The organism is Mesorhizobium sp. P3_A9 (assembly GCF_056402975.1).
Genome location: NZ_JBFUGJ010000091.1, coordinates 1 through 25335 on the forward strand (window position 1 = coordinate 1; position 25335 = coordinate 25335).

A 25335-nucleotide genomic window follows, 5' to 3' on the forward strand; every position below is an offset into this window, starting at 1 on the left:
GCACTTCACCCAGGATCGATTGGCGTCTCTGCTCTGACAACATTGCCCTGTCCTTGCCTCCATGCGCCAGGCGATCGCCCTGGCTTCGGTTCACTCTACCAAAAATACGCGAATTCGAAAGGTTTCGAAAGATTGCATTTATCCTTTCTTTCGCAAACACTGGGTTCAGGGTTTTTATATCAATCGATTGGAGAGTTTTGGACTCATGAGCCTCGGAACCAAGGTGCGCCTGGCGCGCCTCTTCTCACATCCATCGGGGAATCTTTTTGGCGGCGCGGTCGACCACTTTGTCGGCTATGGCGACGTGCGCAAAGGAGGTCTTGCCGACCTGCCGGGCGCGCTTGCGCGCGTCATGATGGGCAAACCCGACTACGTCAGCATCCAGCCTGGCACCGCGCGCCATCTGTGGCCGCAATATGCGGGCAAGGCTGCCCTGGTGATCCAGGCCGGCTGCTTCACCCCGGACGATCGCATCAGTGAACTGATTGCAACGCCCGAGGATGCGGTGCGCGCTGGCGCCGATGCGTTGGCCGTGGCCATTCCGGTGCGCGGCGCGACCGAGGGCAAATACATACGCTGGCTGACCGATTCGGTGAATGCGGCGGCCCGTTACGGCATGCCGGTGGTGGCGCATATCTACCCTCGCGATTTCACCGACGGGGCAAAAATCGTCTTCACCCCCGACGAGATCGCCTATGCGGCGCGCATCGGCTACGAGTCCGGCGTCGACGTGATCAAGATCGGTTACACCGGCGATTTCGACTCGTTTCGAGAGACCGTTCGGACCTGCCCGGTGCCGGTTGTGATCGCCGGTGGGCCGAAGACCGACACGCTGCTCGGCGCCCTTCAGCAGACGGCGGATGCCATCCGTGCCGGCGCGCGCGGTGCCGTGGTGGGCCGTAATCTCTGGGGGCATGGCGATCCGGAAAAGGCAGCGATTGCCTTTCGAGGCGTCATCCATGACGGCCTTTCGGCGCAAGACGCCTTGGCGAAGGCGGGTGCCTGAACGATGCCCACCGTCCCTTCAATCCTCGGCTTCGGAGCTATTGCGATCGACGACATCGTCTATGTCGATCAGCCGTTGTCGGCGGGCAAGGGGAAGGTTCTGCAAAGTGCCCGTGCTTTCGGGGGAAATGTCGCGACGGCACTTGCCGCCGTCGCGCGGMTCGGCGGAASCGCCGGGTTCGTCGGATGGCTGGGCAGTGCCGCSGAYGAYGCCGTGCTGKGTGATCTMRTYGMGAGCGGYGTTGAAACCGCRTTCGCGCCGCGCCAYSCCGACGCGCGCCCGGTGCGCTCGCGSATCACCGTCGGYTCGGATGGGGARCGGTTCATCGCATACGACGACGACGCGATGCTGGGCACCACGCCGGACTTTCCGGACGAGGTCCTCAGCCGCGCGACCGTCCTGATCGTCGATAGTTACGGGACCGGGTCGCTGGATGTCGTGGCTCGGGCTCGGGATCTCGGCCTTGCGATCCTCGGCGATATCGAATGGAGCAGCGGCCCAGCCACGGAGMGGCTGATCGCGCTCTGCGACCAYCTYATTCTTCCCCTSGGCTTTGCGCGGACYGCYACRGGSTGCCGATYGCCSGCCGAGATGCTCGATGCATTGTGGTYGCCGTCGCGRTCCGCCGTGGTTCTGACCGATGGCGGYARGGGCGTGTACTATCGAGGGCGTGAAGAGACAGGGCTCTGGCACCTGCCYCCGCACCGGGTTGCCGTCGTCGACTCGACCGGCGCCGGCGACTGCTTTCACGGCGCCTATGCCCATGCATTGACGCGCGGGGCCGACACCGCAGGCCGGGTCGCATTCGCGGCCGCGGCGGCGGCCCTTTCGATAACGGGGCGGGGCGGGCGCGAGGCGCTTCCAACCGCCGACCGGGTCACGGAACTCCTGGCATCGACGAACGCGCCGTCGGCAGTCGAACTCAGATATGCGCAACTCGATACCGGAACGTAGCTTGAAACTATCCGAGGATAAATTTCACAGGCGAAAGGGCCAAGAAGAGTAATAAAAATCAGTGGCTTAGACTTGTGGAGGGAGGAATATGGCAGAAGTCGTTCTTGAGAATATCTGCAAGACATACGGGAACAATTTTCACGCAATCGACCAATTGAACCTGTCGGTCAAGGACGGCGAGTTCTTGATTCTCGTCGGGCCGTCCGGCTGTGGCAAATCCACCGCGTTGCGGATGATCGCGGGATTGGAGGACGTCACCAGCGGCAGCCTTCGGATCGGCGGCGTCGACGTCGTCGACATGCCGCCCAAGGACCGCGACATCGCGATGGTCTTCCAGAGCTACGCCCTCTACCCGCATATGACGGTGTTCGAAAACATCGGCTTTTCGATGCGGCTGGCAGGCAAGTCGAAGGCCGAGCGCAARAAGCGCGTGGMCGAGATCGCCAAAACCCTTCAACTGACSTCKYTGCTGGACARCAAACCCGCCAACCTTTCCGGCGGACAGCGTCAAAGGGTTGCCATGGGCCGCGCCATGGTGCGCGAGCCGGCAGCCTTTCTCATGGACGAACCCCTTTCCAATCTGGACGCGAAACTGCGTGTTCAAATGCGCGCCGAAATCACCAGCCTGCAAAAGCAACTCGGCGTCACGACCATATATGTGACCCACGACCAGACCGAAGCCATGACGATGGGCGACCGGGTCGCGGTGTTGAAAGGCGGCGTGCTGCAGCAGGTCGACACACCGAAGAGGCTCTATGAATCGCCGGTGAACGCCTTCGTTGCCGGCTTCATCGGGTCTCCTTCGATGAACCTGTTCGAGGCGACCCTGACGGGCGACGAACTGATGTCTGGCGCCTTTGCCATCCGGCTGCAGGATGCAGCCTTCGTGCGCAGGCCGGGCTTGAGGTCGTATGCGGGGCGCAAAATCGTGTTCGGGATCCGACCGGAGGATCTCTATGACAGCAGCCTCGAATCCGGCCGCAAGTATCAGACGATACCGGCAAAGGTGACCTCGATCGAAGAACTTGGATCCGAACAAATCGTCCAYCTSAACATCGACGCGGTCCGGGTGGACTCCGGCGAYCCGGACGCRGTGSASGATTTYGGCYTGGCRTCGAAYGCGGTGGCGARATTCGAACCGGTYAGCACMRTCCRCTCCGGCTCGGAAATCCGGKTGGCCCTGGATGACGCCAAGCTCCATTTCTTCGATCCCGAGACGCATCTGGCGATCTGAATATCCGCGGCAAGGCCCGCAGGCGAGGGCGAGGCGCCTGCGAAGTACTCGTAAGAAGACTTCTGAATGAAGCAGACGATCGACCGCATTGTGCGGCCGATCCCAGAGAAGGAGGAGAAAATGATGTTTCGTATAAAACCCGCGATGCTGAAAATAGCCGCGGCCGCATGGTTGCTTGGCGCAACCGGCGCCATGGCGGACACGACGCTGGAATTCACCCAATGGTGGGAGCCCGAACTGCCGGCTGGCTCGCTCAGGGCAATCATGGATGACTTCGAGGCCGCAAACCCCGGAGTGAAGGTGACGCTGGTCAGCGGCCCCTACGCGACCACGCGAGACCAGATCTCGGTTGGTGCCGCAACCGGGACGCTCAGCGACGTCGTCGGTCTCGACGGTGCCTGGGTGAACAACCTGAACGCGCAGGGTGCGCTCGCCGACATGAACCCGATGATGGATGCGAGCAAGTTCGACAAAGCCCAAGTCGCCGACATCATCAAGGTGGACGGCAAGGCGGTGATGTTTCCGGTGGCTTCCTTCGTCTATCCGGTCTTCGTCAATTTGGACCTCGCCGCCCAGGCAGGCGTGACCAAGCTGCCGTCGACCCGCGCGGAGTTTCTCGAAGCCGCCAAGAAGATGACGCACGCCGACAAGAACCAGTATGGCTGGGTGCTGCCGCTGTCGCTGCAAACGCCATCCGGCGTCCAGAACGACATGATGTCGTGGGTTTGGGCTTCCGGTCAGTCGATGATGGCGGACGGCAAGCCCGCTCTCGAGGGCAAGCCAGTGGTGGACATGCTCACCTTCGTCAAATCGCTTAATGACGCCGGCACCATCTCGCCCGGCATCGCCACCAAGACCGAGCAGGAAAAGGTCGAGGAATTCRTCAATAACCGCGTCGGGATGATGATCGACTCGCTCGCGCATGTGAACCTCATCCGCAAGCGCAATCCCAATCTGAACTTCGACCTCATCCCGGTCCCGGTCGTGGAGGGCTATACGGGCAAGCGCGGCCTTCCCTATGCCTCCTGGGGCATCGGCATCTCTGCTGCCTCGAAACATCAGGAAGAGGCCTGGAAACTCGTCCAATATCTGATGAGTGAAAAGGTGAACGCCAAGCTCGTGTCGCTTGCAAACGCCTTCCCGGGCAACGTCAACGCCAAGCCCGATTTCGTGACCTCGGACAAGGCTTTCGCCAAGGCTTTTGAAATCTTCAAGACCGGTTATCTCGCCAATGAGTTCACGGGCCTGCCGGTGGCTGAAGACCTGATGACCCAGTTCGACGTGCAAGCCCAGAAGATGCTCGCCGGCGAGCAGTCTCCCGAACAAGCCGCCGCCGCCGCTCAGAAGGGCTGGATGGCGAAATTCTGATCGGCCCGTTCCCGTTTGCTATCTTCGACCGGGTGGCCTGACTTCGGGCCACCCGGCAACCACGGATCGGCAAATTGAGATGGACCTGTTTTAGAAGCTTACCTTCTCTTGAAGGCGTATCCCAAGGTTGGCACATGACCCGGCAGAAGCGCTCCCACTACAAGCTGAGACGAGCGGTCGCACCCTACCTCTATCTGTCGCCCTCGCTGCTCATAATCGGGCTTCTGATGCTGCTGCCGATGGTGACGGTGATTGGCTATTCGTTCCAGAACAGCGCGGTGCTGCGTCGCGACCCGTCCTTTGCCGGGCTGAAACACTACCAGGCGATCTTCAACGATCCGGTGTTCTGGGCTTCGCTGTGGCACACGCTCTACTTCACCTGCATGAGTGTCATTTTCCACATGACCATCGGCATGATCTTCGCGCTCATGCTGAACAGCGACCGCATCAATCCGACGCTGCGCAATATTCTGCGCGTGCTCTACATACTGCCCTGGCTGTTCACCGCGGTGATCATCGCCGTGATCTGGCGCCTGCTGCTCGAGCCGAACGGTGTCGTCAACAGCATTCTCCTGCAATTGGGCATCATCGGTTCCAAGGTCGAATGGTTTTCCTCGCCTCAGACCGCGTTGCACGCCGTCACCTTCGCCAATATCTGGGCGGGCTATCCGCTCTTCATGGTCAGCCTGCTCGCGGGTTTGCAGGGCATTCCCAAGGATTTCTACGAGGCCGCCGATATCGACGGGGCGAAGGCCTACCAGAAGCTGATTTTCATCACCATCCCGCAACTGATGCCGATCATCATCAGCATCTCGCTGCTCGACTTCATCTGGACCATGCAGGTCTTCCCGTTGATCTGGATAACGACGGGCGGTGGCCCGATCTACTCGACCGAGGTGCTGAGCACCTACACGTACAAGCTGGCGTTTTCGAGCTACAACCTGTCGCAGGCTTCGGCGAGCGCCGTGGTCATCTTGTTGATCTCTCTCGGCCTGACGCTGTTCTACATCCGCTATCAAAAGGCTCGGTAGTCACCATGAGGAAACGAAACTCTGGCAAAGACAAACTGATCACCGTCGCGCTGCATGTAGCGCTTGCAGCGGGGCTCTTTTTCGCGGCCTTCCCGATCTACTGGATGCTCAGCAGTTCGTTCAAATCGAACACCGAAATCTTTGCCTTGCCACCGACCATCCTGCCAAAGGCCTTCACGCTGGAAGCGTATGCGGCCATCCTTGGCGACCCGGTAAAGCTGCGCTTCTTCTTCAACAGCTATTTCGTGGCGGGATCGGTGACCGTGCTGACGGTGCTGATCGCCTTGCTGGCGGCCTACGGGTTCAGCCGCTTCAACTTCCGCGGCAAGGGCAGCCTGAACACACTCATCATCAGCACGCAGACGATTCCGCCGATCACACTTTTGATCCCCTTCTTCGGGCTTGTCGTCTCATACGGTATCTTCGATACCTACGTCGCACTGATCCTGACTTACCTGGTGTTTACGCTGCCCTACGCGATCCTGCTGATGACGGGGTATCTGAACACCTTGCCCCGCGATCTCGACGAGGCCGTGGCTGTCGATGGCGGCACCAGTTGGACAGCGCTTTGGCGGGTGGTCGTCCCGATTTCACTGCCTGGTATCGTGGCGACGTCGGTCTACACCTTCCTGTTGTGCTGGAACGAATTTCTCTTTGCGCTGACGCTGACGAAGTCAACGTCCATGCGCACCGTCCCGATCGGCATCCAGCTGTTGATGGGGCAGCACGCCTTCGAATGGAACCAGATGATGGCGATGAGCGTGCTCGGCTCGCTGCCGCTCTTGATCATCTACCTCGTTGCCCAGAGGTATTTCCTCGCCGGCATGACCGCGGGCTCGGTCAARTAGGATGTCCTTCCCACGGCGACGCAGAGTGGCATCAAGCAATAAGCGGTATCAAGGATTGAAAGGATGAACGTGAAAGACCTCAAAGTCGGCTGCCAGACCTTTACCTGGGAAATGCTCGGCGACCGTTTTACCGGCGGTCCCGACGATCTGTTGAAGGCCATCGCCGATGGCGGCTATTCCGGCATCGAGATCACCGACACCATGATCGGCCGCTACGCCGACCGGCCACCGGAATTCGCCGCCGCGCTGAAGTCGTCCGGCCTGACGCTCGTTTCCTTCGCCTTCGGGTCGGACAGTGGTTTTACGCTCAAGGATCAGATCGGCGCCGATCTCAAGGCGGCACAGCGCTGGATCGATTTCGCCGCCGCCTTTCCCGGCGCGCTGGTCTCGATGGGTTCGGCAACCGTGGTGTCCGACGGGCCGCGCGACGACAAGTTCGCCATCGCCGCCGAGGTTTACAACAAGGCCGGCGAGCTCGGCCGCAAGGCCGGTGTCCAGGTGGCGGTGCATCCGAGTTCGCACCACAACACGCTGCTGCTCGACCGCGCTGACTACGACAAGATCTTTGCCTTGCTCGACCCGGATCTGGTCGGCTGGGTGCCGGATACCGGCCACATCCTGCGCGGCCACAAGGACATGTCCGACACGTTGCGCACCTATCGCGACCGCATCCGCTACATCCATTTGAAGGACGTCGACGCCAACGGCACCTGGGCGATGTTGGGCAAGGGCGTCTGCGACACATCAGCGGTTATCGAGATCGCAAACACCGCGCCGCGCTTCAACGGCTGGCTGGTGCTGGAAGAGGAATCCGACACGGCCGCCGCCGACCCCGCCGGCGCGGTCAAGACCAACCGCCAGACAATGCGCAGCTACGGCGCCTGAAGAACGAGACGATGATCAAGAAACAAGACAGACGCCTCAGGGTCGGCGTGCTCGGTTGCGGTCCCATCGCGCAGTTCGCGCATCTGCAATCCTGCACCAAGGCCGCCAATGCCGACCTCTACGCCATCTGCGACACGGCGCCCGATTTGCTCGCCCGCATGGGCGCCACCTACGAACCGCAAAAGATGTATGCCGACTATGACGCCATGCTCGCCGATCCCGAGTTGGAGGCGGTGATCGTCGCCACCTCGGACGCCTACCACGTGCCGATGTCGATCAAGGCGCTCGACGCCGGCAAGCATGTTCTCTGCGAAAAGCCGATCGGCACCTCTGTCGAGGAAGGCGAGGCGCTGGCAGCGGCGGTCAAGCGCTCCGGCAAGGTGCTGCAGGTCGGCCACATGAAGCGCTTCGACCCGGCGCTGGARGCGGCSCACGAYTTCGTCCGCGACGAGATGGGCGASRTGCTGGCGCTSAAGGCCTGGTATTGCGATTCCACCCACCGCTACACTAACACCGACGCCATTCAGCCGCTGCCCGTCACCAGCAAATTGGCGAGGAAACCCGCAGGCAATCCGAAGGCCGATCTCAGGCAATATTTCATGCTGGCGCATGGCTCGCATCTCGTCGATACCGCCCGCTTCCTCTGCGGCGAAATCACCGCCGTGCACGCGCGCCTCAACGAACGCTTCGGCGCCTATTGCTGGTTCGTCGAAACCGAGTTCGCCAGCGGCGCGCTCGGCCATCTCGATCTGACAGTCGCTGTGCGCATGGACTGGCATGAAGGCTTCCAGCTTTATGGCGAGAACGGTTCGGTCATCGCCAAAACCTTCAACCCCTGGTACTTCCGCGCCAGCGAGGTCGACATTTTCCATGAGAAGGACGCGACCTCGCGCAAACCGCTCGGCGCCGACGGCCATTTCTTCCGCCGCCAGTTGGAAGGCCTCGCCGACACGGTGCTGAACGGCACGCCGATGCGCGGCGCCAATGTCGAGGACGGCATCGCCTCGATCCGTGCCATGGTGGCGATTGCCCGTTCCGTCGAGACCGGTGAGCGTGTTGAGCTAACCTCGGTTTCAGGTGCGGTCTGATGCGTCTCGGCATCTTCGCCAAGACTTTTTCGGGCACCGAGCCGGCCACCGTGCTGGCTGCCGTGAAACAGGCCGGCTATGAGACGACGCAGTTCAATCTCGCTTGCGCCGGCCTGCCGTCGATGCCGGATGCCGTTCCGGCGGATGCCGTCGCGGCGATCCGCGCTGCCGCGCAGTCGACTGGCGTTTCGCTGGCCGCACTATCGGGCACCTACAACATGGCGCATCCCGACAAGACCGTGCGCGACGATGGCCTTCGCCGTCTTGCCGTCGTCATCGAGACGGCAGCATCCCTCGGCATTCCGCTGGTCACGCTTTGCACCGGCTCACGCAATGCCGCCGACCAGTGGGCATTTCATCCTGACAATGCCACGCCGGCCGCATGGTCCGACATGGCCGTCGAGATGGCGAAGGCCCTGGCGCTGGCCGAGGACGCCGGCGTCGATCTCGGCATAGAGCCCGAGCAGGCCAACATCGTCACCTCGGCAAGCGACGCGACACGCCTGATCGCCGATATGGGCTCGAAGCACCTGAAGATCGTGCTCGACCCGGCAAACCTGTTCGAGCACGCGACGCCGGACGAAGCACGTGCCATCGTCGCCGCCGCGATCGACCAAGCCGCCGGCCACATCGCCATGGCGCACGCCAAGGACCGGCATGGCGACGGCCGCTTCGCCACATCAGGGCAAGGCATCGTCGACTTCCCGGATTTCGTCGCGCGGCTGAAGGCCGTCGGTTTCGACGGCGCGCTCGTCACCCACGGGCTGTCCGCCGATGAGGCGCCTAGCGTTGCCGCCTTCCTGCGAGGGCTGCTCCGATGAGTGCGGCGCCAACGATCCTGCTGCGCGACGATGCCGCTCTTCATGTCTTCGACACCGGGCAGGGCGGGCTTCCCGTTATCTTCCAGCATGGTCTCGGCGGTGATGCCGTCCAGGTGGCGCAGAATTTTCCCGATGGCCCGTCACGCCGCCGGCTGACCGTCGAATGCCGCGCTCAGGGTGGCTCCGGTGCCGGCAGCAAGCGTCCGTTTTCGATCGCCATGTTCGCCGACGATGTGCTGGCCGCTGCGGATGCGGCTGGGCTCGACCGCTTCGTTGCCGGCGGCATTTCAATGGGCGCCGCCATCGCGCTGCACCTCGCTTCTCGCCACCCGGACCGTGTGCTTGGTTTGGTGCTGGTGCGCCCTGCCTGGGCCTTCGATGCAGCGCCGCAGAACATGCGCCCCTATGTCGAAGTGGCCGAACTCATCCGCCGGCTTCCGCTGGCTGAAGCGCGCGAAACCTTCGCGTCCTCCGCAACATCGGCCCGCTTTCGCACAGAGGCGCCGGACAATCTCGCTTCGCTGCTCGGCTTCTTCGCGCGTGAAAACGCCACCGTCTTCGCCGAGGTGATGCAGGCGATCGCGGCCGACGGACCCGGTGTGACGCAGGCCGAAGCCGCGGGTTTCGCAACACCCACGCTGGTCATCGGCAGCGCCATCGATCTCGTCCATCCCCTGGCGACCGCGCGCGAACTCGCCGCGACCATCCCCAACACGACCTTCACCGAGGTGACGCCAAAAGCCACCGACAAGGATCGCCATTTCGCCGAAATCCGCGCCGCCATCAGCAGCTTTCTCGACACGAATTTCAACAACCAGGATCCATCATGACTTCAAAGCCCCTGTCAGGCCCCGCCGCCATCGCCGCATTGCCGCGCGATCGCTTGATCGCCGAATTTTCGCTGTGGTCGGCCAATCTCGCCAATTTCGAGAGCGATCTGAAACGGATCGAACCCTATGTCGATCTGCATCATATCGATGTCGCGGACGGCCATTTCGCGCCGTCCTTCCTGTTCTTCCCCGATCTCGTCGCCCGCATCGCTGGCCTGACGGCCAAACCCATCCATGTCCATCTGATGGTCGATGCGGCAATCGTCGAGGCGCAGACGCGCCAGTTCATCGAGGCCGGCGCCGACATGATCAGCGTCCATGCCGAGAACGGCGAGGCGGGTTTGCGCGCCGTGCGGCTGGCCCGCGAACTCGGCGCCGAAGCTGGCGTTGTGTTGAGGCTGGAGACGCCCGTCGAGGCGGTGACGCCTTTCGTCTCCGAGGTCGCCTTCGTCACGCTGCTGGGCACCGCGATCGGCGTCAAGGGCCAGAGCCTGTCGGAGAAGGCCTGCGACAGGCTGGGCGCCACTCGTGCGATCCTGAGAAAGGCCGGCCGCGAGGCTGCGGTCGTGCTTGCGGCCGACGGCGGCATCCGCCACGAGACCGTGCCGTTGTTGCGTGCCGCCGGCGCCGAAACCGTGGTTCTGGGCTCGCTCGCCTTTGGCGACAAGGATCTCGCCGGCCGCATCGGCTGGCTGCATGGGCTGAAGGTTGCGGCATGACCACTGAAGCCGCCCTTGCGATCGATCTTGGCGGCACCGAGCTTCGTGCCGCGCTGGTCGACCGTGACGGCAAGATACTGGCCTTCGCCGCGGTGCCGACGCAAGCGCAGGCCGGGCCTGACGTGGTGATCGACCAGATCGAGGCGCTGGCCGCGACCGTGCATGCCGAGGCGCCGGGGCTCGCCATTGTCGGCGTCGGCGTCGGCGCGCCGGGGCCGCTCGATCCGCTGGCCGGCATTGCCGTCGGGCCGCCGACGCTGGCCGGCTGGCAGGATGTCCCGCTGGCCGATATCCTCGAGCGGCGGCTCGGCCTGCCGGTGCGGCTGGAAAACGACGCCAATGCGGCGGCACTCGGCGAATGGCGCTTCGGCGCCGGCCATGGCGCCCGCTCGTTGGTCTTTGTCACGGTGTCCACCGGCATTGGCGGCGGTGTCGTTGCCGACGGACGCATCCTGCATGGCCGCCGTGGGCTGGCCGCCGAGATCGGCCATATGACCATCACCAACGAAGGCGAGCGCTGCGTCTGCGGCGTCGTCGGCTGCTTCGAGGCCATCGCCTCGGGCACCGCACTTGGCCGCCGTGCCAATGCCGCGACATCGGCCTTTGACGGCTCGACGCTGCGGCGTCTCTCGGCCAATGGCGAGGTCACGGGTCGTCACGTGGTCGAGGCCGCGCGGCTGCAGGATGACCTCGCCGCCGCCCTGCTCGAGGAGGAGGCGCGCTGGCTCGGCGTCGGTTTCACCAATTTGCTGCATCTCTATTCGCCCGACGTGCTGGTCGTCGGCGGCGGCATCGCCAATGGCCTCGACCTGATGCATCCGGTCATCGAGGCGACCATCCGGCAGCGCGCCATGCGCGCCTATCGCGACGTGCCTGTCGTCCAGGCGCAGCTTGGCCGCCATGCCGGGCTGGTCGGCGCTGCCAGCCTTGTCCTGTTCGACGATGGCAGCCTGGCGGCCCGCATGCCTGTCGGTCCAAGCACGTTTCCGGAAGCGCGGAGGGACTTCAATGGCTGACACGTCAAGGTAAAAAAGTGGCCGGAGGCAGCGATGCCTCCGGCCATTTGCATTGCCATGCGACCGCGCGAATTACTCGGCGGGAACGACATCCGCCGGCAGGCTGTCGTCGGCAGTACCGGCCAAGGCCCTGGCGAGCTTGGCCTCGTCGAGTTCGCCTTCCCAGCGTGCAACAACCAGCGTGGCGACGGCGTTGCCGACGAAGTTGGTCAGCGCCCGGCACTCCGACATGAAGCGGTCGACACCGAGGATCAGCGCCATGCCGGCGACCGGCACCGAAGGCACGACCGAAAGCGTCGCGGCAAGGGTGATGAAGCCGGCGCCGGTGATGCCGGCAGCACCCTTGGACGAGAGCATCGCCACCAGCAGCAGCAGGATCTGGTCGCCGATCGACAGGTGGATGTTCGTCGCCTGCGCGATGAACAGCGCGGCCAGTGTCATGTAGATGTTGGTGCCGTCGAGGTTGAAGGAATAGCCGGTCGGGATGACCAGGCCAACCACCGAGCGCTTGGCGCCGGCCTTTTCCATCTTTTCCATCAGCGAGGGCAGGGCGGCTTCCGACGAGGAGGTGCCCAGCACCAGAAGCAACTCTTCCTTGATGTAGCGCAGCAGCGACAGGATGGAGAAGCCGTTGTAGCGGCAGACGGCACCCAACACGACGAACACGAACAGCAGCGATGTCGCGTAGAAGGTGCCGACCAGCATGGCGAGGTTGATGACCGAGCCGATGCCGTATTTGCCGATGGTGAAGGCCATGGCGCCGAAAGCGCCGATGGGGGCTGCCTTCATCAGCACGCTGACCAGCTTGAACATCGGCGCCATCAGCGCCTGCAGGAAGTTGAGCACCGGTGCACCCCTGTCGCCGACCAGCGCCAGCGCGATGCCGAACAGCACCGAGAAGAACAGCACCTGCAATATGTCGCCATCGGCGAAGGCGCCGACGATCGTGCCGGGGATGATGTTCATCAGGAAGCCGGTGACCGACTGGTCATGCGCCTTGGCGGCATAGGTGTTGACGGTCGAGGCATCGAGCGTCGCCGGGTCGATGTTGAAGCCGGCACCCGGCTGCACGACATTGGCGACGATGAGACCGATGATCAGCGCCAGCGTCGAGAAGGTGAGGAAATAAAGCATCGCCTTGCCGGCGACGCGGCCGACCTTCTGCAGGTCGCTCATGCCGGCAATGCCGGTCGCGACCGTCAGGAAGATGACCGGGGCGATGATCATCTTGACCAGCTTGATGAAGGCGTCGCCGAGCGGCTTCATGCTCTCGCCGACAGAGGGATAGTAATGGCCGAGCAGGATGCCGACGGTGATCGCCACCAGCACCTGCACGTAGAGTTGGGCATAGAGGGGCTTGCGCTGCGCGGCGGGCGCGCCTGATTGGTCTGCGATGTGCATCGATCTCTCCCTGGCCGGATGGACGGAAACCGCCCTGCGTGACTTCTCCCATCGCGGCGTTCCGGTCGCCCGCCGCTGCAAGGAGTTTTGCAAGCGCTGTGCCAGATCCGGGAAAGCCCGGAATCCCGGGATTCCGGGCATTCTTCAGCGGCCTTTGGTGGAGGTGTGTGCGGATTTCCGCACGCGAAACATTTTGCCTGGGCGGAATTTCGCATTACAGTGACCTTGAGGCCCTAGCAAAGGGAGAGGGCAGACGTCGCAGGCAGGCACCGATAGCGGCTCCGCGACCGGCCGCGAACTGCTGCGTGAGGCGGTGGCCCGGCTGCGCGATGGCCGCTGGCTTGTCGTCGTCATCGCCCTGGCGGTCCTGGCCGGCGCGATCGCCATCGCCGGGCGCATCGCCACCGGCCAGGCAGCCGATGATCTCCGCGACACAGCGCTTGCCGCCTTGCCGCTGGCTGCGGGAACGCTGACCGGCGAAATCGAAAAGCAGCGCCTGGTTCCCTTGGTGCTGGCCCGCGACGATGCGGTGCGCGGGGCGCTGCGTCGGGCCGGGAAGATGCAGGAGGCGGCCCTCAACGACAAGCTCAAGGCGATCGCCGGCGATGCCTCGGCATCCGCCATCTATGTCATCGACACGGCGGGCATCGCGATATCGGCCAGCAATGCCGGCGAGCCGACGAGCTTTGTCGGCATCGACTATAATTTTCGCCATTACTTCAACGAGGCGATGGCGAAGGGCGCTGCCAGCCAGTACGGCCTCGGCACGATCAGCGGCCGACCGGGGCTCTATCTTTCGAGCCGCGTCGATGACAACGGCAAGCCGCTGGGCGTTGCGGTGTTGAAGGTCGAACTCGACGGTGTCGAAGCCAATTGGCGCTCCAGCGGCTTCCTCGTTTTCGTCACCGACGAACGCGGCGTCGTGCTGGCCACCAGCCAGCCCGAATGGCGGTTTCACGCACTGGCGCCGCTCTCCGCCGAAGCCGCCGCCGCTGCCCTTGAGCAACTGCAATTGACGGACGCCGCCTTCGAGCCCTTGCCGATACGGCGCGGCGCGGGTGACGGCCTGGCGACGATCGACAGTTCGGGCAAGCCGCGCCAGTTCGTCGAAGTGGTGCAGGACCTGCCCGGTGCGGTCCCTGGCTGGCGCCTCTGGCTTTTGACGCCTGCCGACGCCGCCCTCTCGTCCGCCGCCAACACGGCGCGCCTGACGACGCTGCTCGGGCTGCTGCTGACGGGCCTGCTTGCCTATGTGCTGACAAGGCGCCGCCGCACACGCCGGCTGCGGCAGGAAGCGCTGGCGCGCATGAACGCCGAGCTCGAAAGCCGGGTCAGCACTCGGACCGCCGAACTGACGCGCTCCAACACCGCACTTGCCGGCGAAATCGCCGAACGTGAGAGTGCCGAAGCCAAGGTCCGCCGGCTGCGCGACGATCTCGCCCAGGCCAACCGGCTTTCCATCCTCGGCCAGATCGCCGCCGGCGTGGCGCATGAGATCAACCAGCCGGTCGCCGCCATCCGCACCTATGCCGAGAATGCCGGCCGCTTCCTCGAAACCGGCAAGACCGAACCGGCAAGCGGCAATCTGACCTCGATCGTCTCTATGACTGAGCGCATCGGCGCCATCACCAATACGCTGCGCACCTTCGCCCGCCGGCCCGGTGTCGCCGCTTCGCCACTGCCGGTGCGCGAGGCGATCGACGGCGCGCTGTCGCTGCTGTCCGGCCGCATCCGCGATTCCGGCGTGACCATCGTCAAGCCGCGCGGCAACGCCTCGCCATTGGTGATGGCCAGCCGCATCCGGCTGGAGCAGATCCTCGTCAATCTGTTGCAGAACGCGCTGGATGCCATGAAGGACCAGTCCGATCCCCGTATCGAGATCGAACTCGCCGAGCGCGACGACCGGGTGTTGATCTCAGTACGCGACAACGGCCCGGGTCTCGGGCCAGAAGCGGCCGGCAATCTGTTCATGCCGTTCCAGACCACCAAGGAGAAGGGGCTCGGGCTCGGACTGGTGATCTCGCAGGAGATCGCCCAGGAATTGGGCGGCACCTTGCAGCTCGATCCCGACAGTGCCGGCGGCGCGTCCTTCACCATCGATTTGAGGCGAATTGAATGACGCAGGGATCAGGGCTGGTGACGCTTGTCGACGACGATGCCGACCTGCTGCACGCCACCACGCAATTGCTCGAACTTGCCGGCTTCACGGTGGTCGCGCGCGATGCCGCCGAAGCCGCACTTGCCGTCGTCGACAGGGATTTCGACGGCGTGGTCGTCAGCGACATCCGCATGCCGGGCATGAACGGCCTGCAGCTGTTCGACCGCATCAAGGCGATCGACGCCGATATACCTGTCATTCTGGTCACCGGGCACGGGGATGTCGATCTCGCGGTGGCCGCACTCAAGGACGGCGTCTACGATTTCATCCCAAAGCCCTATGCCGGCGATCGCCTTGTCGAGGCGCTGAAACGGGCGAGCGAGAAGCGGCGGCTGGTGATGGAGAACCGGCGGCTGCGCGAAGCAGCCGCTCTGGCCGCCGACGGCCTGCCGCTGATCGGCGAAGCGCCCGCGATCCGGCGCCTTCGCGAAACCTTGCGCCAGATCGCCGACATGGATGTCGACGTGCTGGTCGAAGGGGAGACCGGAACCGGCAAGGAAGTGGTGGCGGACCTCTTGCACCGCTGGGGCCGGCGCCGTGCCAAACCCTTCGTGGCGCTGAATTGCGGCGCCTTGCCGGAGACGGTCATCGAAAGCGAGCTGTTCGGCCACGAGGCCGGCGCGTTCACCGGTGCGCAGCGGCGGCGGATCGGCCGCGTCGAGCATTCCAGCGGCGGTACGCTGTTCCTCGACGAGATCGAATCCATGCCGCCGGCCCTACAGGTCAAGCTGCTGCGGGTGCTGGAGACGCGCAGTCTCACTCCGCTTGGTTCCAACGAGATCCGGCGCATCGATCTGAGGGTCGTGGCGGCAACCAAGGTCGATCTCGGCCGGCCCGACCAGCGCGGCGATTTTCGCGAGGATCTGTATTTCCGCCTCAACGTGGTGACGCTGCGCATACCGCCCTTACGCGAGCGGCGCGGCGACATTCCGATGCTGTTCGGCCATTTCCTCGGCAAGGCCGCGGAACGGTTCGGCCGGCCTGTCGCCAAGGTGAACGCCGCGGTCAGCGATCATCTCCAGTCGCATGCCTGGCCGGGCAATGTGCGCGAGCTCGCGCATTTCGCTGATCGCGTAGCACTAGGTCTCGGCCCGGACGACGAGGCGAAAGCGGTTCCCTCGCAATCGGCGGAGCCTGCCGCCTCGCTGCCCGAACGCGTGGGCCACTACGAGGCGCAACTCATCCGCGACGCGCTGCGCGATCATGGCGGTGATGTGCGCGGCGCCATCGACGCGCTCGGCGTGCCGCGCAAGACGTTTTATGACAAGCTCAAGCGCTACGGCATCGCCGCGTCCGAATTTCGCAATGGCGGCGATCCGCAGCCTGTTCGAGAGCAGACATAGAGTGCGCGGGCCTCACGCTTCATAACCCCTTCATCCCATCCAGCCATGCATTCCGGAAAGAGCCATGAAGACGACACTCGAAACGACGGCAAATCCCTTGCCCGAAGACCTCGCCTTTCTGAGCGAACGGCTGACGGCGTTCAACGACGGCGATGTCGGGGCTTCCGAAAGAAAGGCGCTGGCGGTGTTCGTGCGTGACGAGGACGGTGCGGTCGTTGCCGGCATTTCGGGCTACACCGCCTGGGGCTGGCTCTACGTGCAGTGGCTGTGGGTCGATGAAAGGCTGCGCGGCCAGCACATGGCAGGCCAGATGCTGGCCGCGGCCGAACAGGAGGCCATGGCACGCGGCTGCCACGGCGCGTTGATCGACACCTTCAATCCGAACGCCGAAAAGGTCTACCAGCGCCAGGGCTATCGGCCCTTCGGCACGCTGGCCGATTTTCCGGTCGGTCGCAGCCGCATCTTCCTGCAGAAGGAACTCGCTTAACCAGCGAGTTTTCCGCCGCGCATCGGCTGCGGCGCGCCTGTGGTGCTTGGAAAACTGATCGGCAGGCCGCGCAGCACGCGAACCGCGAGGAAGGCAAAACACTCCGCCTCGACCGCGTCGCCGCTCCAGCCAAGGCTTTCGGCCTGCACCACCTCGACGCCGGCGCGGCTGGCGAGCATGGCCATCATCGTCGGATTGTGGCGGCCGCCACCGCTGACCACCAGCCTCTTCGGCCGGCTCGGCAAGAGATCGAGCGCCTTGCCGACGGCGCCGGCGGTGAAGGCGGTGAGCAGGGCCGCGCCATCCTCGGCGTTGAGGCCATCGGCCATGGCAGCACCGAAGTCGAAGCGATCAAGCGATTTGGGGAAAGGCTTGGTCAGATAAGGATGCTGCAACAGCTTGGCGAGCCTAGCCTCGTCGACCGTACCCGCGCGACCAAGCGCGCCGTCGCGGTCCATTTCGCCGAGCCCTTTCGACTTGATGAAATCGTTGAGCGGCGCGTTGGCCGGTCCGGTATCGAAGGCGACGACATTGTCGGCGCCATCCCACCAGGTGACGTTGGCGACGCCGCCAAGATTGAGCACGGCCACCTCGCCGCTGGCGCCGGCGCTGCGCATCAGCGCGGTGTGATAGGCTGCGGCCAGGGGCGCGCCTTGCCCGCCGGCGCGCATGTCGGCCGAGCGGAAATCATACGCGACCTTGGTGCCCAATAGGGAGTGCATCAGCTCGCCGTCGCCGAGCTGCCGCGTCTGGCCGAGCCGTCCGACCTGCGGCGCGCGATGCAGCACCGTCTGGCCATGGAAACCGACGACGCCGATATCGGCCATTGTCATGCCATAGCCCTCGACCAATTCCTTGACCGCCGCCGACTGGGCGCGCGTCAATGCTTCCTCGGCCTTGCGGAAGATCGCCGGTTCCGGCCCGACAAAATTCCAGGCCCGCGCCGCCGTCAGCGTCTCTTCCAGCAGGGAGCGGATCGATTGGGGATAAGGCATCAGCCGATAGGTGCCGAAATCGTCGATGCGCTCGCCATCGGTCTTGATCAGCGCGACGTCGATATTGCCGTCAAGCACGGTGCCGGTCATCAGGCCGACGGCCCAGATTGGTTCCATCATTGAGCTCCTAAAGTCCATTGACGAGATCGCCGACCGTCTGCCGCAGCGAAACGATTCCGCTGTCGAAATGGCGTGTCGGATGGATCCGGTTGGTGAGCAAGGTCCAGGCCTTGCCGCTGTCGAAGTCGATCCACAAGCCGGTGCCGGTAAAGCCGGTATGGCCGATGGTTTCGGGGCTGCACAATGAGCCGCCGGACCAGCCGTCGTAAGGACGTTCCCAGCCATGGGTGCGGGTGGCGGACAGGGGCGTGCGCATCAGTGCGATCGAACGTTCGGTGGCACCTGTACCGTCCAGCAGCCCCTGCGCGAAACCCAGCACCGAAGTGGCTGTGCCGAACAGGCCGGCATGACCGGCGCCTTGCAGCGCCGAGCAATTGTCGTCGTGCACTTCACCGGAGAGCACACGATGACGCCAGGTGCAGTCCTCGGTCGCCGCGGCGGCATCCGGCTCTGTTGACCAGGCAAAGCCTGGGCCGGGATCCATGTCGCGGATGGTCTTGCCCGAGAGCCGCTCGAGCGCAAAGCCGAGCAGGATGAAGTTGATGTCGGAATAGACCGGGTCGCGGGCGCGCCATTCGCGCTGCAGGATGAAGGCGCGCAGCAGGTCAGGGTCCCGCCCATAGGTATAGATCGGCTCGACGGCGGGAAACGGTGTCTGGTGGCCGAGGCACTGGCGAAACGTCACCTGCCGCTCCCAGGCCTCGACATCATATTGGCGCAGGTCGGGCAGCACCGAGATCAGCGGTGCGTCTAGATCGATGACGCCGCTCTCCGCCAACGCCAGGATGCGCGGGGTGGTGAAGATGATTTTGGTCAGGGACGCCAGGTCGAACCAGGTTTCGGCGGTCATCGGCCGCTGCTTGGGTACGAGTTGCGCGGAGCCGATTGCCCTGGTTATGCGGTGGCCATTGCTGTCGACAATGCCGAGCACGCCGCCGGGAATGCGCTTGGTGGCTACTGCGGCTTCCAGTGGTGCGAACGCGCGGTCGAAGAGTGGGGCGAGGTCGCTCAAGGATGGCCTCCATTGGAGAGGCCGAGATCCGTCACACCCCCCTCTGCCCTGCCGGGCATCTCCCCCGCAAGGGGGGAGACTCTCCCCCCTTGCGGGGGAGATGCCCGGCAGGGCAGAGGGGGGTGCTGTCCCGCCAACCTCGCATATCCCCGCGCGCCACCCATCACGCCTCAACCCTCGCTCGATGATCAGGCCCAAACTGCTCCCAGCGCGCCGGCGCCGGCTCAAACCCCTGCGGGCGCACCAGCGAGGGCACTTGCCATGTGTCGATCTCGAAATGCTCACGCCGCCGGTCGATAGTCGGAACGGCGGCGATCAGCTTCTTCGTATAGGAATGCTGCGGCTTCGACAGCACAGAAGCCGCGTCGCCGATCTCGACGATCTGGCCGGCATAGATGACGGCGATACGATGGGCGATGCGCTCGACCACCGCCATGTCATGCGAGATGAACAGATAGGCCAGCCCAAAGTCGCGCTGCAGATCGACCAGCAGCTCCAGCACCTTGGCCTGCACCGAGACGTCGAGCGCCGACACCGCCTCATCGAGCACGACCACGGACGGGTTGAGCATCAGCGCACGGGCAATGCACAGCCTTTGCCGCTGGCCGCCGGAGAATTCGTGGGGATAACGCTGCAAGCTATTCGCAGGCAGGCCGACACGTTCCAGCAGGCTCGCCATCCTGGCCCGCGTCTCGGCATCCACGCGGCCACCGGTGGCGATCACCGGTTCGGCCAGGATGCTTTCGATGCTGAGCCTTGGATTGAGCGAGGCATAGGGGTTCTGGAACACCATCTGCACGGGCTTGGCGCTTTGCTCGGTTGAGGCCTTTCGGGCGCCAACTGAGAAGCTGCCGCGCGTCGAGCGCACCAGTCCGAGCACCGCCTTCGCGGTGGTCGATTTGCCCGAACCGCTCTCGCCGACGATCGCCAGGGTCTCGCCTGGCATCAGGTCGAAGTCGACGCCGTCGACGGCATGCACCGCGCCGGTGGCGCGGCTGAAGAGATTGCTCTTGAGAGGAAACCGCACGACGAGGCCGTCGACCTTCAAGGCCGGCTCTGCTTGTGTGTCCTTGTCGCGCTGTCCGTCCGCGCGCGTCGCACGACCGTTGGCGAAATGCGGCACGTCCTGCAACAGATGCTGCGTGTAGGGATGCCGCGGCCTGTCGAGGATCTGATTCAGCTCGCCCTGTTCGACAGCCTGCCCGTTCTGCATCACCATCACCTTGTCGGCGATGCCGGCAACCAGGCCGATATCGTGGGTGATGAAGATGACAGACATGCCGGTCTCGCGCTTCAACTCGGCCAGCAGCGCCATGATCTGCGCCTGCACGGTGACGTCGAGCGCCGTCGTCGGCTCGTCGGCGATCAGCAGGCGCGGATTGCAGGCGAGCGCAATGGCGATCATCACCCTTTGCAGCATGCCGCCCGATAGCTGGTTGGGCGTGTATTTCAGCCGCCGCGCGGCATCAGGGATGCGCACCCGGTCGAGCGCATCCCTGGCCGCTGCAGTGGCTTGTCGGCCGGTCAGGCCGCGGTGCAGCCGAAACGATTCCTCGATCTGCGTGCCGATGGTCAGTACCGGATTGAGCGAGGTCATCGGCTCCTGGAAGATCATGCCGATCTCGGCGCCGCGAATGCCGGTCAGCTGCGGTTCGGTGGCAGTCATCAGGTCGAAGAGGCTGCCGTCGGCGCGCTTCAGTTTCATGGCGCCGCCGGTGATGCGGCCGCCGCCGAAATCGATGAGCCGGTTGATCGACAGCGCGGTGACGGATTTGCCCGAGCCGCTTTCACCGACGATGGCCAGTGTTTCGCCATCCGCCAGGTCGAAGCTGACGCCGCGCACCACTTCGTTGGCTTGAGGATTGCGGCCGAAGCCGACGCGAAGGTCGCTGACCGACAGAAGCGGGATCATGCCGGCGCTCTCCGCATCCTGGGGTCGAGGATATCGCGCAAGGCGTCACCCAGCAGGTTGAAGCCGAGGATGCTGATCATGATCGCCAGGCCCGGGAAGATCATCAGCCAGGGCGCGGTCTCCATCAGATTGCGGCTGTCGCTCAGCATCAGGCCGAGCGAGGCGGCAGGCGGCTGCGTACCGAGGCCGAGGAAGCTCAGGCCGGCTTCCGTCAGCAGCGCCCAAGCCAGCGCCAGTGTCACCTGCACGGTCAACGGCGCCACCAAATTGAGCAGCAAATGCCGCGTGACGATGTAAAACGAACTGCTGCCGAAGGTGCGCGCGGCGTCGACGAATTCGCGGGCCTTGAGCGAAAGGGCAGGGCCGCGCACCACGCGGGTGAAGATCGGTGTGTAGACGATGCCGATGGCAACGACGCTGGTCCATGTGCCAGGCCCGGCAACGGTGACGATAAGCAGCGCCAGCAGGATCGCCGGGAAGGCCAGCAGCACATCCATGATCCGCATCACCACCCCGTCCCAGCGGCGTCCAAGCCAGGCGGCGGCCAGCCCCAGCACGGTGCCGGCAAGGGTGGCGAAAGCCACCGAGAAGAAGGCCACCGTGAAGGATTGGCCGATGCCCGCCATCAGCCGGCTGGCAACGTCGCGGCCGAACAGGTCGGTGCCCATCCAGTAGGCGCCATTGGGCGCGTGCAGCCGGTCGACACGGAACTGCGTGATCGGGTTGTGTGGCGTCAGCCCGACCAGGCCGAGGATGGCGATCAGCAAATAGATGCCGACGATGACGCCGCCGATGCGGCCGCTGCCGTGGCTGAAGATGGCGCGCAGAATGCGCATCACTGTTCTCCCAGCCGGATGCGCGGATCGAGCGCGACATAGGCGAGGTCGACCAGGAGATTGACGATCATGAAGTTGAAGGCGATGAACAGCACGGCTCCCTGCACCAGCGCGTAGTCTCGCTGCAGGATGGCGTCGAGCACCATGCGTCCGAGACCGGGCAGGGCGTAGATCTGCTCGACGATGACGGCGCCGCCCAGGAGATAGCCGAACTCGATGCCGCTCAGCGTTACCACCGGGATCAGCGCGTTGGGCAAAGCATGGCGCCAGATGACGCTGCGCGCCGACGCACCCTTGCTGCGCGCGGTGCGCACATAATCATCGCTCAAAACGTCGAGCATGGCCGAACGCGATATGCGGGTGACCGACGCGGCGAAGGCGAAGCCGAGCGTGATGGCGGGCAGGATCAGCTGGCTGAGATTGCGCAAGGGATCCTGCCAGAGCGGCGCGAATTCGCCCATCGCCGGCAGCACGCCGAAACCGGCCGACAGCGTGTAGATGATCAGCAGGCCAAGCACGAAGCTCGGCGTCGACTGGCCGATCATGGCGGCGATGCGCACTCCCAGATCGGACAGTTTTTCATTGTGCGTGGCGGCGAAGATCCCGGCCGGCAGTCCGACCAGAAGTGCAATGATCATCGACAGGATTGCCAGCTCCAGCGTCAGCGGGAAGCGCTCGAGAATGACGTCGAGAACCGGCCTGCCATAAGTGACGGAAATGCCCAAATTGCCGTGCAGGATGCCACCGATCCAGCGCCAGTACTGGACGAACCAGGGTTGGTCGATGCCGAAATAGGCGGCGAGCGAGTCACGCTGCGCCGGCGTCAGCAGCCCGGCTTCGGTGCCCAGCATAGCCGTGATCGAATCGCCCGGCACCATCCGGATCGCCACGAAGACCAGGATGGACACGCCAAGCAGGACGAGAGGAAACGTCGCCAGTCGTCGCATCAGATAGTTCACGCGAAGAAGTCCTCTCGTCCAATGCCCGCTGTGGCTACTGCTGGATGGTAACCTTGCTCAGGCTGAACAGCGTGCCCGTCGGCGTCGGCACGAAGCCGGCGATGTTCTTCTGCTGGGCGGTGTAGCTGTAGGACGTGTAGAGCCAGATCCACGGCGATACCTCGGCGAGGTGCTTTTCGAACTCGGCGAAGATCGCCTTGCGCTTGGCCGGGTCGGTCTCGGCGCGGCCCTGCTGCATCTGGCTATCCAGCGTGTCGTCGATGTAGTTCGCCACCTTCTGCAGATTGCCCGCCTTGGTCCAGTAGCGGTTGTACATGGTGTAGGGGTCGGCACGGCCGCCATTGAGCGCGATCGCCATGTCGAAATCGCCCTTCAGCCAGGCGTCGACATAGACGTTGAGCTCCATCATCTTGATGTCGAGCTTGACGCCGATTTCGGCGAGTTGCGACTGGATCACCTGGGCTTCCGCTGCCGCCGTCGGCGGCTCGCCGGTGGCRCCGATCACGGTCGCCGAAAAGCCATCGGCAAAGCCGGCTTCCGCCATCAGCTTCTTGGCCTTTTCGACATCGCGCTTGTAGCAGAACAACTGGCTCGGATCGGTCGCCAGCGCCGGGATGGTCAGCGGTCCGGTGACCTTGCCTTCGCCAAGCGAGGCGGTGTCCAGCACCTCCTGCCGGTCGATGGCGCAGGAGATCGCCTGGCGCACCTTGAGCTCGGTCATCGGCTTGCGCGATGGATTGAGCTGCAGCACGTGGTAGGAGAGCACCGGCACGCGGTTCAGCTGCAGGCTGGCCTCTTTCGGCACCAGCGTGGCGACCAGCGGGTCGTTGAGCAGGGCGAAATCGATCTGCTTGGTGCGCATGGCGGCCAGGATCGCCGCTTCGTCGGGCAGCACGCTGATCTCGATGCCGTCGACACCGGTGGCACCGCCGGCCCAGTCCTTGTTGGCGCTCAAGACTTCCTTGGCGTTGGGGTCCCATTTGTCGAGCTTGAACGGGCCGGAACCAAGCGCCTTGGTGCCGATCGAGCCGGCCTTGATTTCAGCCGCCGGGACGATCGCCGCGTTGACGTCGCTCATCGCGGTCAGGATCGGCACGTCGGGCTGCGACAGGTGGAACACGACGGTTGCCGCATCGGGCGTGTCGATGCTGGCGATCGACAGGAAATTGGCACGGGCGGCAGCGCCCGTCTTCTCGTCGAGGATGCGCTCGAACGAGGCCTTGACGTCGGCCGAGGTGACGGCCGCGCCGTCCTGGAATTTCGCCTTGGGGTCGAGCTTGAAGGTCAGTTCCTTGCCGTCTTTCGAGAATTCCCAGGAGGTGGCGATGGCCGGGATGATCTGCAGGCTGGCATCGACCCGCACCAGCGGCTCGTAGATCAGTTCCAGCAGCCGCAGCGACGAAAACGCCGTCTGCTTGTGCGGGTCAAGCCCGGTGGCGTCCTGCGACCAGGCCATATGCAGCGTTGCCGCCTGCGTCGAAACCGTCGCGATACCGAGGATTGCTGCCAGCGTGATGCCCGACAGCAGCTTTCTTGTAAGATGGATCATTCCCGTCTCCCATTATGATTTGACTTGATGCCTTGCCGTTTCTGCCGACCGCTTCCAAGACACACATGCTTTGGAGTATCGGCCCAGTCTATGCGGCTTCACGCCGTCTTGTCGCTGATTGCCTTGCGCAGGAAGCCTCCGGCCTTGCCGAGGGCAGTTCGCGCCGCCTCGACATCAAGGCCGGTGATCGTCACCAGGATCGCCAGCTTCACATCATTGCCGGTCTGGGCGAGCGCCTGCTTGGCCTGCTGGGCCGTGCAGCCGGTGGTCTGCATGACGATCCTTGTCGCCCTCGCCACCAGCTTCGTGTTGGATGGGTTGAGGTCGACCATCAGATTCTGAAAACTCTTGCCGATGCGGATCATCGAGGCCGTGCTCAGCATGTTGAGCACCAGCTTCTGCGCGGTTCCCGATTTCAGCCGGGTCGAGCCGGTGAGCACTTCGGGGCCGACGACGGGCGAGATGGCGATGTCGGCGATGCCGGCAATGGTCGACGCCGGATTGCAGGACAGGGCGACCGTCGCCGCGCCGACCTGCCTGGCATAGTTCAACCCGCCGATGACATAGGGTGTGCGCCCGCTGACCGCGATGCCGACCACCACGTCRTCCGCTGTGAGCCCGATCTCCTGCAACGCCCGTGCGCCCATTTTCGGATCGTCTTCGGCGCCTTCCAGCGACCGCACCAGGGCATCGGGACCACCGGCGATCAGGCCGACGACCATGCCTTCAGGCACGCCGAAAGTGGGCGGACATTCCGAAGCAT

23 protein-coding genes are annotated in these 25335 nt (G+C 64.2%); 15 read left to right on the forward strand and 8 right to left on the reverse strand.

Going from position 1 to position 25335, the window contains the following annotated elements; translation table 11 throughout:
* Positions 1-205 precede the first annotated feature (205 nt).
* The 12 genes from AC1DX0_RS14970 (at position 206) to AC1DX0_RS15025 (ending at position 11800) form a co-directional block, all read left to right on the forward strand.
* Positions 206-1006 (forward strand): aldolase, encoded by an 801-nt coding sequence (locus AC1DX0_RS14970; protein WP_477220999.1) that lies wholly within the window; start codon positions 206-208, stop codon positions 1004-1006.
* Between the two features lie 3 nt (positions 1007-1009).
* Entirely contained in the window at positions 1010-1960 is a 951-nt protein-coding gene (locus tag AC1DX0_RS14975; protein WP_477355875.1) for a PfkB family carbohydrate kinase, read from the forward strand.
* Positions 1961-2048: 88 nt separating this feature from the next.
* Positions 2049-3194: an ABC transporter ATP-binding protein gene (locus AC1DX0_RS14980; protein WP_477355878.1), complete on the forward strand. Its 1146-nt coding sequence runs from the start codon at positions 2049-2051 to the stop codon at positions 3192-3194.
* A 120-nt stretch (positions 3195-3314) separates the two neighbouring features.
* The gene (locus AC1DX0_RS14985; RefSeq protein WP_477355881.1) at positions 3315-4562 is read left to right on the forward strand and encodes an ABC transporter substrate-binding protein; all 1248 of its coding nucleotides are present in this window, start codon (positions 3315-3317) and stop codon (positions 4560-4562) included.
* A 134-nt stretch (positions 4563-4696) separates the two neighbouring features.
* Positions 4697-5593, forward strand: coding sequence for a carbohydrate ABC transporter permease (locus AC1DX0_RS14990; protein ID WP_477221003.1), 897 nt, complete (start codon positions 4697-4699; stop codon positions 5591-5593).
* Positions 5594-5598: 5 nt separating this feature from the next.
* Complete coding sequence (locus AC1DX0_RS14995) at positions 5599-6441, forward strand: carbohydrate ABC transporter permease (protein WP_477221004.1); 843 nt, start codon at positions 5599-5601, stop codon at positions 6439-6441.
* Positions 6442-6504: 63 nt separating this feature from the next.
* The gene (locus AC1DX0_RS15000) at positions 6505-7326 is read left to right on the forward strand and encodes a sugar phosphate isomerase/epimerase family protein (protein WP_477221005.1); all 822 of its coding nucleotides are present in this window, start codon (positions 6505-6507) and stop codon (positions 7324-7326) included.
* Positions 7327-7337: 11 nt separating this feature from the next.
* Positions 7338-8414, forward strand: coding sequence for a Gfo/Idh/MocA family protein (locus AC1DX0_RS15005; protein WP_477355884.1), 1077 nt, complete (start codon positions 7338-7340; stop codon positions 8412-8414).
* Positions 8414-9235 carry a sugar phosphate isomerase/epimerase family protein gene (locus AC1DX0_RS15010; RefSeq protein ID WP_477221007.1) on the forward strand — a complete coding sequence of 274 codons (822 nt, stop codon included), beginning with the start codon at positions 8414-8416 and terminating at the stop codon, positions 9233-9235. The genes AC1DX0_RS15005 and AC1DX0_RS15010 overlap by 1 nt, the downstream gene beginning before the upstream one ends.
* Complete coding sequence (locus tag AC1DX0_RS15015) at positions 9232-10065, forward strand: alpha/beta fold hydrolase (RefSeq protein ID WP_477221008.1); 834 nt, start codon at positions 9232-9234, stop codon at positions 10063-10065. The genes AC1DX0_RS15010 and AC1DX0_RS15015 overlap by 4 nt, the downstream gene beginning before the upstream one ends.
* On the forward strand, positions 10062-10784 hold the full coding sequence (locus AC1DX0_RS15020) for a ribulose-phosphate 3-epimerase (protein WP_477221009.1): 723 nt from the start codon (positions 10062-10064) through the stop codon (positions 10782-10784). The genes AC1DX0_RS15015 and AC1DX0_RS15020 overlap by 4 nt, the downstream gene beginning before the upstream one ends.
* A complete protein-coding gene (locus AC1DX0_RS15025) occupies positions 10781-11800 on the forward strand; it encodes an ROK family protein (RefSeq protein ID WP_477221010.1) in 1020 nt (339 codons plus the stop codon). Before AC1DX0_RS15020 ends, AC1DX0_RS15025 begins: the two co-directional genes overlap by 4 nt.
* A 72-nt stretch (positions 11801-11872) precedes the next feature.
* Here the strand turns inward: AC1DX0_RS15025 and AC1DX0_RS15030 are convergent, their stop codons facing one another.
* Positions 11873-13201, reverse strand: coding sequence for a dicarboxylate/amino acid:cation symporter (locus tag AC1DX0_RS15030; RefSeq protein ID WP_475452048.1), 1329 nt, complete (start codon positions 13199-13201; stop codon positions 11873-11875).
* Between the two features lie 313 nt (positions 13202-13514).
* On the opposite strand from AC1DX0_RS15030, the gene AC1DX0_RS15035 reads away from it, so the two are divergent.
* The 3 genes from AC1DX0_RS15035 (at position 13515) to AC1DX0_RS15045 (ending at position 17189) form a co-directional block, all read left to right on the forward strand.
* Complete coding sequence (locus AC1DX0_RS15035; protein ID WP_477221011.1) at positions 13515-15320, forward strand: sensor histidine kinase; 1806 nt, start codon at positions 13515-13517, stop codon at positions 15318-15320.
* A complete protein-coding gene (locus AC1DX0_RS15040; protein WP_477221012.1) occupies positions 15317-16702 on the forward strand; it encodes a sigma-54-dependent transcriptional regulator in 1386 nt (461 codons plus the stop codon). The genes AC1DX0_RS15035 and AC1DX0_RS15040 overlap by 4 nt, the downstream gene beginning before the upstream one ends.
* A gap of 64 nt (positions 16703-16766) precedes the next feature.
* On the forward strand, positions 16767-17189 hold the full coding sequence (locus tag AC1DX0_RS15045; RefSeq protein ID WP_477221013.1) for a GNAT family N-acetyltransferase: 423 nt from the start codon (positions 16767-16769) through the stop codon (positions 17187-17189).
* On the opposite strand, the gene AC1DX0_RS15050 is transcribed toward AC1DX0_RS15045, so the two are convergent.
* The 7 genes from AC1DX0_RS15050 to murQ all read right to left on the reverse strand — a co-directional run.
* Positions 17186-18301: an anhydro-N-acetylmuramic acid kinase gene (locus tag AC1DX0_RS15050; RefSeq protein ID WP_477221014.1), complete on the reverse strand. Its 1116-nt coding sequence runs from the start codon at positions 18299-18301 to the stop codon at positions 17186-17188. The two genes, AC1DX0_RS15045 and AC1DX0_RS15050, sit on opposite strands and share 4 nt — an antisense overlap.
* Positions 18302-18311: 10 nt before the next feature.
* On the reverse strand, positions 18312-19316 hold the full coding sequence (locus tag AC1DX0_RS15055) for a serine hydrolase domain-containing protein (protein ID WP_477221015.1): 1005 nt from the start codon (positions 19314-19316) through the stop codon (positions 18312-18314).
* A gap of 163 nt (positions 19317-19479) precedes the next feature.
* A complete protein-coding gene (locus AC1DX0_RS15060; protein WP_477221016.1) occupies positions 19480-21228 on the reverse strand; it encodes an ABC transporter ATP-binding protein in 1749 nt (582 codons plus the stop codon).
* Complete coding sequence (locus AC1DX0_RS15065; protein WP_477221017.1) at positions 21225-22064, reverse strand: ABC transporter permease; 840 nt, start codon at positions 22062-22064, stop codon at positions 21225-21227. The genes AC1DX0_RS15060 and AC1DX0_RS15065 overlap by 4 nt, the downstream gene beginning before the upstream one ends.
* Entirely contained in the window at positions 22064-23023 is a 960-nt protein-coding gene (locus AC1DX0_RS15070; RefSeq protein ID WP_477221018.1) for an ABC transporter permease, read from the reverse strand. Before AC1DX0_RS15070 ends, AC1DX0_RS15065 begins: the two co-directional genes overlap by 1 nt.
* A gap of 34 nt (positions 23024-23057) precedes the next feature.
* On the reverse strand, positions 23058-24572 hold the full coding sequence (locus AC1DX0_RS15075; protein WP_477221019.1) for an ABC transporter substrate-binding protein: 1515 nt from the start codon (positions 24570-24572) through the stop codon (positions 23058-23060).
* Positions 24573-24670: 98 nt separating this feature from the next.
* A partial coding sequence (gene murQ / locus AC1DX0_RS15080) for an N-acetylmuramic acid 6-phosphate etherase (RefSeq protein ID WP_477355887.1) occupies positions 24671-25335 on the reverse strand: 665 nt, incomplete at its 5' end.